A 15,037-nucleotide genomic window follows, 5' to 3' on the forward strand; every position below is an offset into this window, starting at 1 on the left:
AGGGGATGGTAAGATGGAATGGGAGGTGAGATAGTTGGAAAAATTTATTGCTCATACGGAAAATGATAAAGGAGAAACTCATGAATTAAAAGATCATATTTATAGTACTGCAAATAAAGCTAAGAAATTTGCTGATAAATGGTCAATGGGTGATTTAGCATATACAAGTGGTTTGTTACATGATTTAGGAAAATATAGTGATCAGTTTCAGAACTATTTAAAAAACAATTCTTCAGGAGTAGAACATGCTATTGCAGGAGCAATATTTGCAAAAAAAGATAAGTCAATAAAATTTTCTAATATATTGCCCTTTTTTATTGCTGGACATCATGCAGGGTTACATAATCTTACAGATTTAAAAAACAGTTTAAAAGAAAAAGCAAATAAAGATTTTGTGAAAAGTAGTATAAATAATTTTGGTAATAATATTAAATTAGAATATAAAGATAATGAAAATATAAATTTTGATATAAAAAATGATCGGTTAGAATTAGAATTTTTAATGAGAATGATGTTTTCTTCATTAGTAGATGCGGATTACTTAGATACAGAAAAACATTTTGACTTAAATAAATATTCATTAAGAAATTTAAATAATTATGATATTGAAGGCTTATGGAATAAATTCAGTGAAAATCAGAATAAATTAATGGAAGAGGCAGAAAAAAGTAAATTAAATGACATAAGAAATAATATATATGACTCTGTATTAAATAAAGCAGAACAAAAAAATAAATTTTTCAGTTTAACAGTTCCTACTGGTGGGGGAAAGACTAGAACAGGTTTAGGATTTGCATTAAAACATGCAAAATTTAATAATATGGATAGAGTTATAGTTGTCATCCCATATACCAATATTATTGAACAAACTGCCAAAACTTATAAAGAAATTTTAGGAGAAGAAAATATTTTAGAACATCACTCTAATTTTGATTTTAGTGAAGATGAAGCAGAATATAATAAAGAGAAAATTAAACTGGCAACTGAAAATTGGGATATGCCAGTAGTTGTAACAACTTCTGTTCAATTTTTTGAAAGTTTATTTTCACATAAAACAAGTAAATTAAGAAAACTGCATAATCTGGCAAATTCGACTATAATTTTTGATGAAGTCCAGACATTACCACCTGAGTATTTAAATTCAATCCTTCAGGTTTTAAAACAATTAGTCAAAAATTATAATTCTGCAATTGTATTTTCAACAGCTACTCAACCAGCTTTTGGAGATAGAGATAAATTTAATGGTATAAAAAACATAGAAGAACTTGTTCCAGACACTGATAATTTATTTCGAAATTTAGCACGAGTTGAATATGATCTAAGCTATATTGAAAAGAAATTAAGCTGGAATCAGGTAGCTGAACTAATGTTAGAAGAAAAACAAGCATTAGCTGTTTTAAATACAAAAGATGATGCCAAAAAACTTTATTCTATTTTAAGTGATAATTCAAAAAATGTTTATCATTTATCAACTTATATGTGTTCAGCACATCGAAAAATTATTTTAAATGAAGTGAAAGAAAAATTAAATAATAATGAAAGTTGTTACTTGATTTCAACTCAATTAATAGAAGCAGGGGTCGATATAGATTTTCCAATGGTTTTAAGGGCAATGGCTCCACTTGACAGTATTGTGCAGGCTGCAGGAAGATGCAATAGAGAAAATAAGCTAGATAAGGGAAAAGTAATTGTCTTTACTCCTAAGGAAAACAAATTACCTAAAGGTATTTATAAAACGGCTACTGATAAAAGCAAACTCTTTTTAAATGATCCTGAGCAATTACTGACAGCAGAAATTTTTCTAGGTTATTTTGATACATTATACAAAGATGTAAATTTAGACAAAAAGAAAATTAATGAATCAAGAAAAAGTTTTAAATTTCGAGAAGTAAGTAGACAATTTAAAATTATACCTGATGATACAGTAAATGTGATAATTGAAAATAATGATATAATTGATCAATTGCCGGTTAATTTAAATGTCATTAAAAATAAAGAATTTATCAGTAGGGAGGAATGGCGTAAATTACAACCATATCTTATTTCAATTAGAAAATATAAAGTAAATGATTTATTAAAAGATGGTATACTTTACGAATTATTGGAAGATGTTTATGTCTGGACTGGAAAGTATGATGAAAAAGAAGGAATAATGTTAGATGGATATAATACAAGTGACTTTTTACCATAATGCTAAAAGGAGGTGAAAAAGTTTGGAAGATTTTAAATTTGATCCTGTTAAAGTAAAAGTCTGGGGAGAATTTGCCTGTTTTACCAGACCAGATATGAAAGTTGAAAGAGTCAGTTATCAAGTAATGACTCCATCTGCTGCTCGAGGAATATTATCTTCAATTTTTTGGAAACCTGAATTTGATTGGGTTATTCAAAAAATACATGTTTTAAACCCAATCAGGCATATTTCTATAAGAAGAAATGAGGTGAAAAGCAAAATATCACCGGGAAGTGTAAAGCATTGGATGAAAAATGATGGTCATGACCGTTATTATGCGGATAAAGATAGAACCCAGAGGAATACGCTAGCTTTAAGGGATGTAAGTTATATAATTGAGGCAAATGTCAGTTTAAAAGAACATGCTAAAAATGAACATCCTGCCAAATATCGAGATCAGTTTAGAAGGCGAGTAAATAATGGAAGCTGTTATAAAAGACCTTTTTTAGGCAATAGAGAATTTGCAGCGTTCTTTGCTCCAGTAGATGGTTCTGAAACAGCTATTGATTATACTGACCAATTAGGAAGAATGCTATTTGATTTAAATTATAATATTGATGAAGAGAGAGCAAAACCTGTCTTTTTCAATGCAGAAATTAATAATGGTGTGCTGAATGTTCCTGTAGAAAAGTATAAAGAAGTCTGGAGGAATTAATAATGATATTAGAAAAATTGTGTGAATTTGCAGAAACAGTTGAAGATTTTCCTCCTCCTCATTTCAAGAAAAGATCTATTGATTATTTAATTGAAATTAATGAAGAAGGAGAATTGTTAGGATTTACTGATGTTAGTGATGAAGGAAAAATATTTATTTATGCTGATCATTTAATTGGACGAACAAGTCAAGTGAAGCCACATTTATTAGTAGATAAAGCCTCATATGTCTTCGGTAATATTGAAGAAGAAAGTTTAAGTTCGAGACAAAAAAAGACAAAGAATGAATTTTATAAACTTATTTTAGAAAGTTATCAAGCTACTAGTGAACAAACAATTTATTCAATACTTAAATTTCTAGAAAATAACCAAGTTGAAGATCATATAGAAAATGATTTAAAAAATAATAACTGGTTAGCTTTTAGAGTCAATGGAAAAGACCCTTTGAAAATTGATTCAATTCAAGAATTTTGGCAGAAAAGACAAAATAAAGTAGCAAATGAAAAAAGATCTGATTTTATTTCTGAATGTTTGATTTGTGGCCAAGAAAAAGTAATAGCAGATCGTGATCCTGAACAATTCAAATTACTTAGAGTTGGAGGTCAAAGTGGTGGAAGTTCTTTGATTTCAGCTAATCACAAGTCTTTTGAGTCATATGGCTTATCAGGTTCTTATATTGCTTCGATTTGTTTCGACTGTGCTACTCAATATGGCAGAGCAGCAAATTATTTAATAGCAAAAAAAGAGCATCGATTAAAAATAGGAGATATATTATACATTTTTTGGACCAAAAATAATTTAGAGTTTAACGGATTTGAACTCTTAGAAAATCCAGAAGAGAATGAACTTAGAGATTTTTTGAAATCATTTAAAAGTGGAAAAAAATCTTATATTGATGATGAGAAATTTTATTGTCTGGCTTTAAGTGCAAATAACAGTCGGACTGTAGTAAGAGATTGGATAAGTACAACTATTGAAAATGTTGAAGAGAATATTAATAATTATTTTAGAGAAATGCAGTTGGATGATAATAAATCTGAAAGATATTATGGAATAAACAGTTTAGTTAGTCAGACAGCTTTTAAATTTGATGATATTAAACCAATAGTGGCAGAATCCATAGCTGCATATGCAATTAAAGGAAGTCCATTGGCAGAGGCAGTTCTTTTTAATACAGTTAAACGAATAAAAGCAGATGTTGAGTTTCGCGTAACTAGACCAAGAGCTTCTTTGCTAAAAATGTATTTTAATTCTCATCCTGAAGGGGGAATAAAGGTGAAAAATAAATTAAATAAAAAAGAAAATAGTCCCGCTTATTTATGTGGCCGTTTATTTAGTGTTATAGAAATCATTCAGAAAAAAGCATTACCTGGAATTAAATCCACAATTGTTGATCGTTATTATGGAACGGCTTCTTCAGCTCCGGCCTCGGTTTTTGGTAATCTGATTAGAAAAGCCCAGCACCATTTAGCAAAATTAAGAAAAGAAGAAAGTACTACTGGGCTTTATTACTGGCTGCAGTCTGAATTGGAAGATATTATGGTAGAACTTAATGATTTTCCGGCAACATTGTCACTTAAAGAACAGGGCTTATTCGCACTTGGATATTATCAGCAGAAAGCCTATCGTCCAGAAAAAGATAAAAAGGAGGAAAATTAAATGATTTATAATAATCCAGAAAAAAGACATGATTTTATTCTTATATTTGATGTAAAAGATGGAAATCCAAATGGTGATCCTGATGCAGGCAATCTACCTCGAGTGGATCCCGAAACAATGCATGGTTTAGTTTCAGATGTAAGTTTAAAAAGAAAAGTGAGAAACTGGGTTGCTTTAACTCAAGATGAGAATATTTATGTTGAAAATGAAGGTGTTTTATATAATCAACAGGAAATGGCATATCAGGATTTAGAATTAGATGAAAAGGCGAATGATCGTGATTCAATTGATGATGCTAGAGATTGGATGTGTAAGAACTTTTATGATGTGAGGACATTTGGTGCAGTAATGAGTACCAGTAAATTTAATTGTGGTCAGGTTCAGGGACCTTTTCAATTAACTTTTGCAAGATCTGTAGATCCAATTGTTCCGATGGATCTATCAATTACAAGAGTAGCGGTAACTAAACCTGAAGATGCTCGTAAACAGAGTTCTGATGATGAAGGGGCAAGTTCTAATAAAATAACTGAAATGGGAAGAAAAACTATGATTCCTTATGGCTTATATGTTGCCCATGGCTTTTATAACCCATATTTTGCTGATAATACTGGTGTAAAAGAATCGGATTTAGAAATATTCTGGGAATCATTAGTTAAAATGTGGGATTTAGATCGTTCTGCAAGCAGAGGAATGATGGCCTGTCGAGGTTTATATGTCTTTACACATGAAGATAAAACTGGAAATGCTCCAGCAAATAAATTATTTGATTTAATAGATGTTTCTAAAAAAGATAATGTTGAAACTCCAAGAAAATTTAGTGATTATCAAGTATTTATAGAAAATGATCTACCTGATAAAATTACACTTTCTAAAATATTGGATTAGTAAAAATGGATAATCAATATTTTGAATGGCAAAAAATATCTTCAATCCCCATATCAGCTTTACAGCATTATATATATTGCCCTAGGCAGTTCGCATTGATTCATATTGAAGAAATTTATGAGGAAAATGTATTTACAATTCAGGGCAATATAGTTCATAAAAGAATTGATAATGAAAAAAATTATTATAATAAAGACAAAAAGGTGGAAAACAGCTTACCACTTTGGTCAGAAAAATATGGCTTATATGGAGTTGCAGATACTGTTGAATTTGAGGGAGATAAAATAATTCCTGTTGAATTTAAAAGCGGTAAAAAAAAGAATAAATTAGCTGACGATATTCAGTTAGCTGCACAGGCTATCTGTCTTGAAGAAATGTTATTTACAGAAATAACTTTTGGATATATTTATTATGATAAATCGAGAAAAAGAAGAGAAGTTATTTTAGATGAAAAGTTAAGAAAGAAATTAAAAGATACTATATCGTCTGTTAGAGAATTATTAATCAGAAAAAACACACCACAACCAGTAAATGATCAAAGATGTAATAATTGTTCGCTAAAAAATTACTGTTTACCCGATTTAACAAGAAGAATAGAAAATTATCTTAAGGAGTTAAAATAATGGCTCATCATATTAAAAATACATTATATATTACTAATCCTGAATCTTATTTAAGAAAAAAACATGATGTAATAATAGTTGAAATTGAGAAAAAAGAAAAAATAAGAATACCAGGACATCATTTAGGAAGTATTATTTTGTTTGGAAGGTCTAAAATAAGTCATTATGCTCTTGATTGGTGTATAAAAAATGGTGTTACAGTAACTAGAGTTACTAGATCAGGACGTTATATTGGTAATTGGGCTGGGCCTGTAAAAGGTAATGTTTTGTTGAGAGTAGAACAATTTGATAAATATAAAGATGAAAATGAAAAATGCAAACTAAGCCAGAGCTTCATTAAAGGTAAGATTTATAATCAGCGCGCTATGCTCTTAAGAAGTGCTAGAGATATTAATGATGAAAAAATAGAAAAATCACTTCGTAAAAATAGTAAAAAATTAGATAGAATACTAAACATAATTGATGACAGCGATAGTGTTGATCAGGTTAGAGGATTTGAAGGTATTGCAGCAAAAAATTATTTTTCTGTATTTGATGAAATGATTGTAAATGAAGATGATATATTTAAATTTAAAAAAAGAACTAAAAGACCTCCAAAAGATGCTATCAATGCAATGCTTTCTTATCTTTATGTTATTTTGAATCACGATTGTCGAACTGCTTTAGAAGCAGTTGGTTTAGACCCTCAAATTGGTTTTTTACATGAAATAAGACCCGGCAAGCCAGCTTTAGCTTTAGATCTAATGGAAGAATTAAGACCAATAATGGTAGAAAGATTAGTATTAACTATGATTAATAGAAAACAAGTTATTAAAGATGATTTTGATTTTAAAGTTGGTGGAGCAGTAGAAATGAGAGAAGATTTTAGAAAAAAATTGATACAACAATATCAGGAAAAGAAGCAGAATGAAATTAAACATCCACTTTTGGATAGAGTAATTCCTTATGGTTTAATTCCTTTTATCCAGGCAAGGTTATTGGCAAGAAGATTAAGAGGAGATGTTGAGAAATACCCACCATTTATTTATCAGTAAAGGTGTGATAAAATTGATGTATGTTCTAGCATACGATATTTCAACTGAAAATGCTAAAGGTAGAAAAAGATTGAGAAAAGTTGCTGAAACCTGTGAAAATTATGGGCAAAGAGTTCAGAAATCAGTTTTTGAATTCCAATTAGATGATAAAAAATTTTTAATGATGAGAAATGAAGTATTGGAGTTAATGAACAAGAAAAAAGATAATATTAGGATCTATAAAATAATTGCTCCAAAAGATAATTATGTGGAAGAACATGGGAACTTTAAGTCTGTAGATTATGATAATGATACACTGTTAATTTAATTTGCGAAGGGGGAGTGTTTGTTAAATTACTGCTTCTTTCGCAAATGCTCATAAATACTAATCTAAAAGGCATTTGAAGGAGATGAAGTAAAATGATTTTATTTTTTGTGGAGGTGATAATAGATATTCGCAAAATAACCTTTATGAATCTTGATTTAACAGGGCTAATTTAGCCTGCTATTGCAGTCCCCTTTGTTGGGGGCTGAGAATTGAAACTTCTGCTTTATATCCGTAAGCAGTCGGGGTGTCAGATTGCAGTCCCCTTTGTTGGGGGCTGAGAATTGAAACTACTGATTATTATTTAATAAAAGCACAAATTAATATTGCAGTCCCCTTTGTTGGGGGCTGAGAATTGAAACTTCAATAAAGCTAAAGCAAGAGCAGAGTTATCGTTATTGCAGTCCCCTTTGTTGGGGGCTGAGAATTGAAACAAGCCGAGAATGGAAGTCACAGTTATTTGCCCGAGATTGCAGTCCCCTTTGTTGGGGGCTGAGAATTGAAACAATGAATTATGTTGGCTTGTTTCGAATAATCAGAGATTGCAGTCCCCTTTGTTGGGGGCTGAGAATTGAAACTGCTTATCAACAACAGAAAATGAGCAGGTGGCTCATTGCAGTCCCCTTTGTTGGGGGCTGAGAATTGAAACTTTTTCGTATTGGGATGCAGCAAGTTGGGAGTCAAATTGCAGTCCCCTTTGTTGGGGGCTGAGAATTGAAACTGGTTATGAGGTTATTACCGATAATGATATAGTAATTGCAGTCCCCTTTGTTGGGGGCTGAGAATTGAAACATTGATAACTAGTTGATGATATGCAACTAGATGCTATTGCAGTCCCCTTTGTTGGGGGCTGAGAATTGAAACAACCAAGTGCTGAAACTATTGCGAGAATAAGGAAATTGCAGTCCCCTTTGTTGGGGGCTGAGAATTGAAACACGAAAGTGGTCAATGGTTATCATTTGGCCCAGTATTGCAGTCCCCTTTGTTGGGGGCTGAGAATTGAAACTCGCCGCATACTCGGCAAATTAGAATTTTGTAATATTGCAGTCCCCTTTGTTGGGGGCTGAGAATTGAAACTGCATTGGATCAGTCTGCACGCTATCTTTAATATATTGCAGTCCCCTTTGTTGGGGGCTGAGAATTGAAACAATAATAATCTGATCACCTTTATTAAAGTAGTTTCCAATTGCAGTCCCCTTTGTTGGGGGCTGAGAATTGAAACTGCTTTCTAACCTCAAAACCTTCATCGTCTGTTCTGATTGCAGTCCCCTTTGTTGGGGGCTGAGAATTGAAACCAAATATCATTGTCAGCTTTATTTAAGCAATAAACATTGCAGTCCCCTTTGTTGGGGGCTGAGAATTGAAACCTGTTTTTCTTTCTCGTTTTCTAAAGCCATATAAATTATTGCAGTCCCCTTTGTTGGGGGCTGAGAATTGAAACCTTAGCCAAATCCCTGACGAGATTAAAAAGTTAGAATTGCAGTCCCCTTTGTTGGGGGCTGAGAATTGAAACGGCTCTGATTATTATGCAGCTAAACAGTTTGGAATTGCAGTCCCCTTTGTTGGGGGCTGAGAATTGAAACCTTTACAGTTAAATCGTGCTGACGTAAAATTTTTTATTGCAGTCCCCTTTGTTGGGGGCTGAGAATTGAAACTATCAGAAAGAGAAAAAGAAATTGAAGATTATTTATTGCAGTCCCCTTTGTTGGGGGCTGAGAATTGAAACATATTTTCTATATCTGTATTTTCCAGTAATATTGCAGTCCCCTTTGTTGGGGGCTGAGAATTGAAACAACTAGTGTTGAAAAAACAAATGGCAAGTTAAAAGTATTGCAGTCCCCTTTGTTGGGGGCTGAGAATTGAAACAAAATGGCTTTGACTGATGCAATAAGCATAGCTTGATTGCAGTCCCCTTTGTTGGGGGCTGAGAATTGAAACAGGCCACTTGATTTCATTGATTTGTCAATTGATGAATTGCAGTCCCCTTTGTTGGGGGCTGAGAATTGAAACTTCAAATGCGAGGACCAAAGATGGAAAGAGATCAGATTGCAGTCCCCTTTGTTGGGGGCTGAGAATTGAAACAGGTAATGGAGTTGTTATTAGGAGTCTGTGATGGAATTGCAGTCCCCTTTGTTGGGGGCTGAGAATTGAAACTGCTGTATCGTGATTAACAGTAACCTGATTGTTAAATTGCAGTCCCCTTTGTTGGGGGCTGAGAATTGAAACATTGAAAGCGTCAGCTGTAGCGCGTATCCTCCCATATTGCAGTCCCCTTTGTTGAGGGCTGAGAATTGAAACATTTCATCAGCATAAGTCAAAGCAGAAGAGATGATATTGCAGTCCCCTTTGTTGGGGGCTGAGAATTGAAACCGACATTGACATACACCCCCTTGATTTTATCCTTATTGCAGTCCCCTTTGTTGGGGGCTTGTTTTTGTCAAGTAAAATTTGAACCTTTTATTAATTGAAAATTGACCCGAGTAAGCAAAAAATAATATTAATTTTATTGATCCAGCCATTCTTTAGTTTCTTTCATTCGGTAAGAGTTACCATTCATATTTATTACATATGATTTGTGAATCAATCTATCTACATAGCTACAATTTTTGCTTCGCTTTTAAGTGTCCTTACTGCTAATCTATGAAAACAAGGATTGGAAACAAATATGTAAGCAATTTAATTTCATCTTCAAGCTTAAAGGACTATAATAATATTAGATTTGAGAGAACAAATATAAATTCTGGAGGTTTTAATTATGCAATCTAAAAGAAAAGACTTAGTAAAGTCAGTTATGATAGCAGATGCACTTTCATTCGGATCTCACTGGGTATATGATACAGAAAAGCTTGCAGATAACTATTCAGGAATTATTAAGAAATACACTACTCCGATGTCTAAGTTCCACGAGAGTAAAAAAGCAGGAGATTTATCTCACTATGGAGAGCAGGCCTTTGCTCTGCTGCAGTCCATTTCTGATCATCAGGGCTTTGACCTAAAAGAGTTTAGAGATGACTGGGTTGAGTATCTGGAAAACAATGAAATGTATATGGATCATGCAATGAAAGATTCATTGGAGAAGTTTAAGGGTTCAGACACTCTGATAGGAGCTGAAAATGTTGAATTGGGAGGGATTTCTCGCAGCTTATCTGTATTTATAGAAGAAGAAATTTCAAAAAAGGAATTTTTAGATTTGATTCATTTAACTCATAATGGAGAAGTTGTTGATCAAACAGCAGAATTTGTCTTTAATGTTATTCAGGAAGTGCTGGCAGGTAAAGATTATAAAAAAGCGATTGAAGATAATAAAGGAATTAATCAATTTGTTGAAGAAAGTTTTAAAAAGATAGGTTCTAAAGGTAAAATTGTGGCTAACGCAGATGATCGAGGTCAGGGCTGCTCAATTAAACAGGGCTTTCCAATTGTTTTAGATGTCTTGTGGAATGCTGATAATATCCTGGAAGCTCTTACACTTAATATTATGGCAGGTGGAGATACTTCAGCCAGAGCTATGGTAATTGCTGCAGTAATATCAGCAGCTGAGGGATTGAATTCTATACCAGAAAAATTGACTACTGGTTTTAATAAATCAGCAGCAGTTAATGAATTGCTGGCACAAAATTAAGAATAAAGGGACTTAGTTATAATTTTTTGTTAATCCATTGTTGAGATATCTAGTGAACTTTGAAAAAATAGATTTAATATACAAAAACCCTTCTGAAAACAGATTGCTAAAAAAGTCTGTTGAATCAGAAAGGGTTTTTTGTTTGAATATAATATTTTAATATTTAGGATCTAGTGCTTCCCTTAAACCATCACCTAAAATATTGTAACTTAAAACAGTAATAAAAATAAATAAACCAGGTAATAATAACCAGGGGAAATCAGAAATTTTTGTTATGTTTTGGGCGGCACTCAACATATTTCCCCAGCTTGCTGATGGTTCTTGAATTCCTAGTCCAATAAAACTTAAGCCGCTTTCCATAATTATATAGCCTGGTATAGCAACAGTAGCTCTGATAATAACATAAGTGGCTGTTGAGGGAAGAATATGCTTTAAAATAATTCTTTTATCATCGGCTCCAATAGCCTCAGCAGCTTTTACATAGTCTTCACTTTTGGTAGATAAAACCATACCTCTGATTACTCTGGCCATTCCAGCCCAACCCTGAAATGCTAAAATTGATACTATTAGAAAAAAACGAAAAGAAGAAGAGACATCAAGTGGTAATACCGCAGCTAATGCCAGCAGCAAATAAAAACTTGGAATAGACATGATAACTTCCACAGCTCTCATAATAATTGAATCTACAAAACCACCGTAATAACCAGAAATCCCTCCCATAATTAGGCCAATAAAAGTAGTAATAAAAATAGCAACAAAGCCTATAAATAAAGACACTCTGCCCCCATACAAGATTCTGCTAAATAAATCTCTACCATAATTATCACTACCTAAAATAAATAAAGGTAGATCACCTTCGACTCCTAAAAGATGAATATCGCTTTCAAAAAGACCTAAAAATTGATAGCTATCGCCCTTATCAAAAAACTTAAGTGAATATTTTTTATCTTTATTAATTTCATATTCTGCCCAACCTGCTTTAACTTCTGTTTTATAAATATAGGGAGTCCTCAAACCATTTTGATCACTAAAATGTATTTTTGTTGGTGGATGAAAAAATTTATCTTTAAAATTTGTAGTTGGATTATAAGGAGCAAAAAATGGAGCAAAGATAGCCAGGAGATAAAGTATAATAATTATAATTCCTGCAGTTAGAGCAAGTTTATTCTGATATAAATTTGATAATTTATTTTTCCACAGTGTGTTTTTTTTATGATCAATTTTAGTTTTGTTTTGGTTATTATTTAAAATTTTATTCATATTAACACTCCATATTTTATCAAATTAATTATATTTTATTCGGGGATCATTTAAGGCAAGTAGAATATCTGCAGCTAAATTACCAATAATCAGCATTAAACTTCCCATCATCATCCCTGCCATTGCAAGATATAAATCTTTAGACCTAACTGCAGTCAGCATCATTTTTCCAAGCCCGGGCCAGCCTGTTACAATTTCAGTTAAAGCAGCACCACTGAATAAAGAACTGAGCTGAAAGCCAAAAATTGTGATCATTGGATTAATAGCATTACGAAAAGCATGCTTATTAATTACTACTCTTTCTTTAAGGCCCTTAGCTCTTGCTGTTCTAATATAGTCCTTATTGATCACATCAAGCATTTGCCCACGCATCTGCCGCATTAGGGAAGCTGTTCCTGCAGTTCCTAGGACTACAGCCGGTACTAAAAGATGTTTTAAGATATCAATAACTTTTTCAATAGGTGTTAAATAATCATACATAATACTTGTCATACCATTAATTGGCAAGGGTAGATTAAATTTGACTATAGAAAAAAGAAGCAGTAGAGCAAAGAAAAAATTTGGTATAGATAATCCAATAAAAGCAAATATACTAAATATATTATCTAATAAGCTGTAGCGGTGGGTAGCAGAATAAATACCAACAGGTATAGAAATACCCCAACTGATTAACATGGCAGCAACTGATAAAAGTAATGTATTTAATAAACGGCTGCCAATTATCTGGCTGACTGGGACTCTATAGGTAAAAGATTCGCCAAGATTCCCCTGCATTATCTGCCCTAACCAGGAAAAATACTGCATAAATATATTTTTGTTTAAACCAAAATCAGCTTCCATTTCATTAATTAAGTCTTCTGAAATAGCAGGATTTAACCTCATTTCATCCAGATAACTGCCAGGAGAGAGCTGCATAATAAAAAATGATAAAATAGAGATTGCCAAAAGTAAAGGAATTACAATCAAAATCCGTCTAATTATATAATCTTTCATAGTCTAATTCTCCAAATATAATTCATGAATATTCCAGAGAACGCCACCATAAGCTGTAACTTCTGTGTTTTTTAAACTATTTCTAACAGCATAAATTGAATTTGGAGTTACAGTATAGATTACTGGCAGTTTTTCAGTTATAATTTCTTGAAATTCATCATAATATTCTTTTCTCTCATCAACATCTATTGCGGAAGCGCCTTTAGTAAATAACTGATCAAGCCTTGCTTCCCATTCTGTAGCAGGTTCTTCCTGGACCGGATTCCACATATGAAGGTGGCCATTAGACATCCAGACATTTGTTCCTTTATGTGGTTCAACACCACCAGTTAAACCAATTAAAATAGTGTCAAAATTCCATTCATTGCTGAGTTGATTAACCATTTTATTAAATTCAACTGGAGTAGAATTAATCTTCATTCCCAATTCCCTTAACTCAGATGCAATAATATTTAATAAAGACTCACGTACATTATTACCTGCATTAGTTACCATACTAAATTCAACTATATTTCCCTTTGAATCTATTAACTGATCATTTTGATTCCACTCAAAGCCACCTTTTTTTAATTCTTCTTTTGCCTTGGCAAGACTGTAAGGATATTTAGTCACATTTTCATTTAAATAGACCTTATTTGGCAAACTAATAGGACTCCACTGTTTACTTCCCTGACCGGCAAGTGCCTGGTTAATCATCGTATTTTTATCAAAAGCATAGGCTACTGCCCTTCTAAAATTTAGATTTGTAAACCATTCATATTTATATGGCTCATCCTCTAAATTAGGATTACGGGGGTTCAGATTAAAAACTAAAAAGTTGGTGCTGAAAGTTGGGCCAGCATCGATCAATGTAAAATTACTTCTTTCCTCCTGCTGTTTTAATCTTTTGTAGTCAATTCCTCTGACAGCTAAAAAATGACTTTGGCCATTTTCAAAGAGCAGTGATTCTGTTTCTTGGCTGTCTGCAATAACTCTAATCCATCTTTCTATATAGGGCAGAGGCTTGCCAGTCGGATCTTGACGCCAGTAATAATCATTTTTTTCCATCACAATTCTTTCGCTATTTCTGTAATCTACCAATTTATATGGCCCAGTACCAACGATTTCTTTAGGATCAGTGTTAATTCCCCAACTGTTATTAAAATTTCCATTCTGCCAGATAGTGTAAAGTTTATGGCGTGGAATAATTGGAGCCAGCATATTATTTAAAAATGGAGCAAATTTGCTCGGCAAAACAAATTCTACTGTATATTTATCAATTTTTCTATATTCAGGAAACTCCCCGTCAACCTTTAGCACATCACGACTGCTGGTTGGGATATTTTCATCTTTAATTACATCAAAAGTAAAGATAACATCATCAGCTGTAAATTCCTGGCCATCACTCCACTGCACACCTTCTCGAAGATGGAAAGTATAAGTTTTTCCATCTTCAGATATTGTCCAATCTTTAGCTAATTCAGGTTCGTATTCAGTTGTAATTCCATTTCTAGTAACTAAACCTTCAAAAATATAGCCATCGATTATAGCTGAAGAAGATGTTTCTGTAGCAATAATAGTATTGAAAGTTTTTGGATCTCCAAGTAGTGTAGAAATTAAGGTTCCTCCATGTATCCCCTGTTCTTTTTCTGAGGTCCAGGGATCTTTTAATTCTGCTGCAGCTGTACTTAGATTAAAAACAAAAAGAGCTAATAATAATATAGTAACGATTTTTTTAATCATCTTAATCTACTCCCTTCTCTTTAAAGTGCTTATTTTGATTATATTCTTGTT

General features: G+C 32.6%; 11 protein-coding genes, 1 pseudogene and 1 CRISPR repeat array. Of the genes and pseudogenes, 8 read left to right on the forward strand and 4 right to left on the reverse strand.

Features of this window, described 5'->3' with window-relative positions; genetic code table 11:
• The first annotated feature begins 34 nt into the window (after positions 1-34).
• From HSACCH_RS02885 to cas2, 7 genes are read left to right on the forward strand one after another with little or no spacing between them, the layout of a single operon-like run.
• On the forward strand, positions 35-2,191 hold the full coding sequence (locus HSACCH_RS02885; protein ID WP_005487696.1) for a CRISPR-associated helicase/endonuclease Cas3: 2,157 nt from the start codon (positions 35-37) through the stop codon (positions 2,189-2,191).
• A 22-nt stretch (positions 2,192-2,213) separates the two neighbouring features.
• Positions 2,214-2,885, forward strand: coding sequence for a type I-C CRISPR-associated protein Cas5c (cas5c, locus tag HSACCH_RS02890; protein ID WP_005487698.1), 672 nt, complete (start codon positions 2,214-2,216; stop codon positions 2,883-2,885).
• A gap of 2 nt (positions 2,886-2,887) precedes the next feature.
• Entirely contained in the window at positions 2,888-4,543 is a 1,656-nt protein-coding gene (gene cas8c, locus HSACCH_RS02895) for a type I-C CRISPR-associated protein Cas8c/Csd1 (protein WP_005487699.1), read from the forward strand.
• Complete coding sequence (cas7c, locus tag HSACCH_RS02900; protein WP_005487700.1) at positions 4,544-5,428, forward strand: type I-C CRISPR-associated protein Cas7/Csd2; 885 nt, start codon at positions 4,544-4,546, stop codon at positions 5,426-5,428.
• A 5-nt stretch (positions 5,429-5,433) separates the two neighbouring features.
• Positions 5,434-6,051, forward strand: coding sequence for a CRISPR-associated protein Cas4 (cas4, locus tag HSACCH_RS02905; protein ID WP_051056316.1), 618 nt, complete (start codon positions 5,434-5,436; stop codon positions 6,049-6,051).
• Positions 6,051-7,085, forward strand: a complete 1,035-nt coding sequence (gene cas1c, locus HSACCH_RS02910; protein ID WP_005487703.1) for a type I-C CRISPR-associated endonuclease Cas1c — start codon at positions 6,051-6,053, stop codon at positions 7,083-7,085. The genes cas4 and cas1c overlap by 1 nt, the downstream gene beginning before the upstream one ends.
• Positions 7,086-7,101: 16 nt before the next feature.
• A complete protein-coding gene (gene cas2, locus HSACCH_RS02915; RefSeq protein ID WP_005487710.1) occupies positions 7,102-7,392 on the forward strand; it encodes a CRISPR-associated endonuclease Cas2 in 291 nt (96 codons plus the stop codon).
• Between the two features lie 179 nt (positions 7,393-7,571).
• Positions 7,572-9,759: a CRISPR direct-repeat array (repeat unit 37 nt; unit sequence ATTGCAGTCCCCTTTGTTGGGGGCTGAGAATTGAAAC).
• Between the two features lie 133 nt (positions 9,760-9,892).
• Here cas2 and HSACCH_RS14250 read toward each other — a convergent pair.
• A pseudogene (locus HSACCH_RS14250) lies at positions 9,893-9,982 on the reverse strand (AAA family ATPase); the annotation flags it as partial.
• 162 nt (positions 9,983-10,144) lie between these two features.
• Here HSACCH_RS14250 and HSACCH_RS02920 point away from each other — a divergent pair.
• Entirely contained in the window at positions 10,145-11,011 is an 867-nt protein-coding gene (locus HSACCH_RS02920; RefSeq protein ID WP_005487716.1) for an ADP-ribosylglycohydrolase family protein, read from the forward strand.
• A 156-nt stretch (positions 11,012-11,167) separates the two neighbouring features.
• On the opposite strand, the gene HSACCH_RS02925 is transcribed toward HSACCH_RS02920, so the two are convergent.
• The 3 genes from HSACCH_RS02925 to HSACCH_RS02935 are packed head-to-tail and all read right to left on the reverse strand — an operon-like array spanning position 11,168 to position 14,986.
• Positions 11,168-12,271 (reverse strand): ABC transporter permease, encoded by a 1,104-nt coding sequence (locus HSACCH_RS02925; protein WP_005487717.1) that lies wholly within the window; start codon positions 12,269-12,271, stop codon positions 11,168-11,170.
• 24 nt (positions 12,272-12,295) lie between these two features.
• Positions 12,296-13,264, reverse strand: coding sequence for an ABC transporter permease (locus HSACCH_RS02930; RefSeq protein ID WP_005487718.1), 969 nt, complete (start codon positions 13,262-13,264; stop codon positions 12,296-12,298).
• 3 nt (positions 13,265-13,267) lie between these two features.
• The gene (locus HSACCH_RS02935) at positions 13,268-14,986 is read right to left on the reverse strand and encodes an ABC transporter substrate-binding protein (RefSeq protein ID WP_005487719.1); all 1,719 of its coding nucleotides are present in this window, start codon (positions 14,984-14,986) and stop codon (positions 13,268-13,270) included.
• Positions 14,987-15,037: the final 51 nt, after the last annotated feature.

The organism is Halanaerobium saccharolyticum subsp. saccharolyticum DSM 6643, from assembly GCF_000350165.1.
Lineage (GTDB): Bacteria > Bacillota > Halanaerobiia > Halanaerobiales > Halanaerobiaceae > Halanaerobium > Halanaerobium saccharolyticum.

What these genes read in the sequence shown, in the direction of transcription:
- HSACCH_RS02920 (WP_005487716.1), top strand. Translation starts at nt 10,145, where the DNA reads ATGCAATCTAAAAGAAAAGACTTAGTAAAGTCAGTTATGATAGCAGAT.
- HSACCH_RS02935 (WP_005487719.1), bottom strand. Translation starts at nt 14,986, where the DNA reads ATGATTAAAAAAATCGTTACTATATTATTATTAGCTCTTTTTGTTTTT.
- HSACCH_RS02930 (WP_005487718.1), bottom strand. Translation starts at nt 13,264, where the DNA reads ATGAAAGATTATATAATTAGACGGATTTTGATTGTAATTCCTTTACTT.
- cas2 (WP_005487710.1), top strand. Translation starts at nt 7,102, where the DNA reads ATGTATGTTCTAGCATACGATATTTCAACTGAAAATGCTAAAGGTAGA.
- cas1c (WP_005487703.1), top strand. Translation starts at nt 6,051, where the DNA reads ATGGCTCATCATATTAAAAATACATTATATATTACTAATCCTGAATCT.
- cas4 (WP_051056316.1), top strand. Translation starts at nt 5,434, where the DNA reads ATGGATAATCAATATTTTGAATGGCAAAAAATATCTTCAATCCCCATA.
- HSACCH_RS02925 (WP_005487717.1), bottom strand. Translation starts at nt 12,271, where the DNA reads ATGAATAAAATTTTAAATAATAACCAAAACAAAACTAAAATTGATCAT.
- cas7c (WP_005487700.1), top strand. Translation starts at nt 4,544, where the DNA reads ATGATTTATAATAATCCAGAAAAAAGACATGATTTTATTCTTATATTT.
- cas8c (WP_005487699.1), top strand. Translation starts at nt 2,888, where the DNA reads ATGATATTAGAAAAATTGTGTGAATTTGCAGAAACAGTTGAAGATTTT.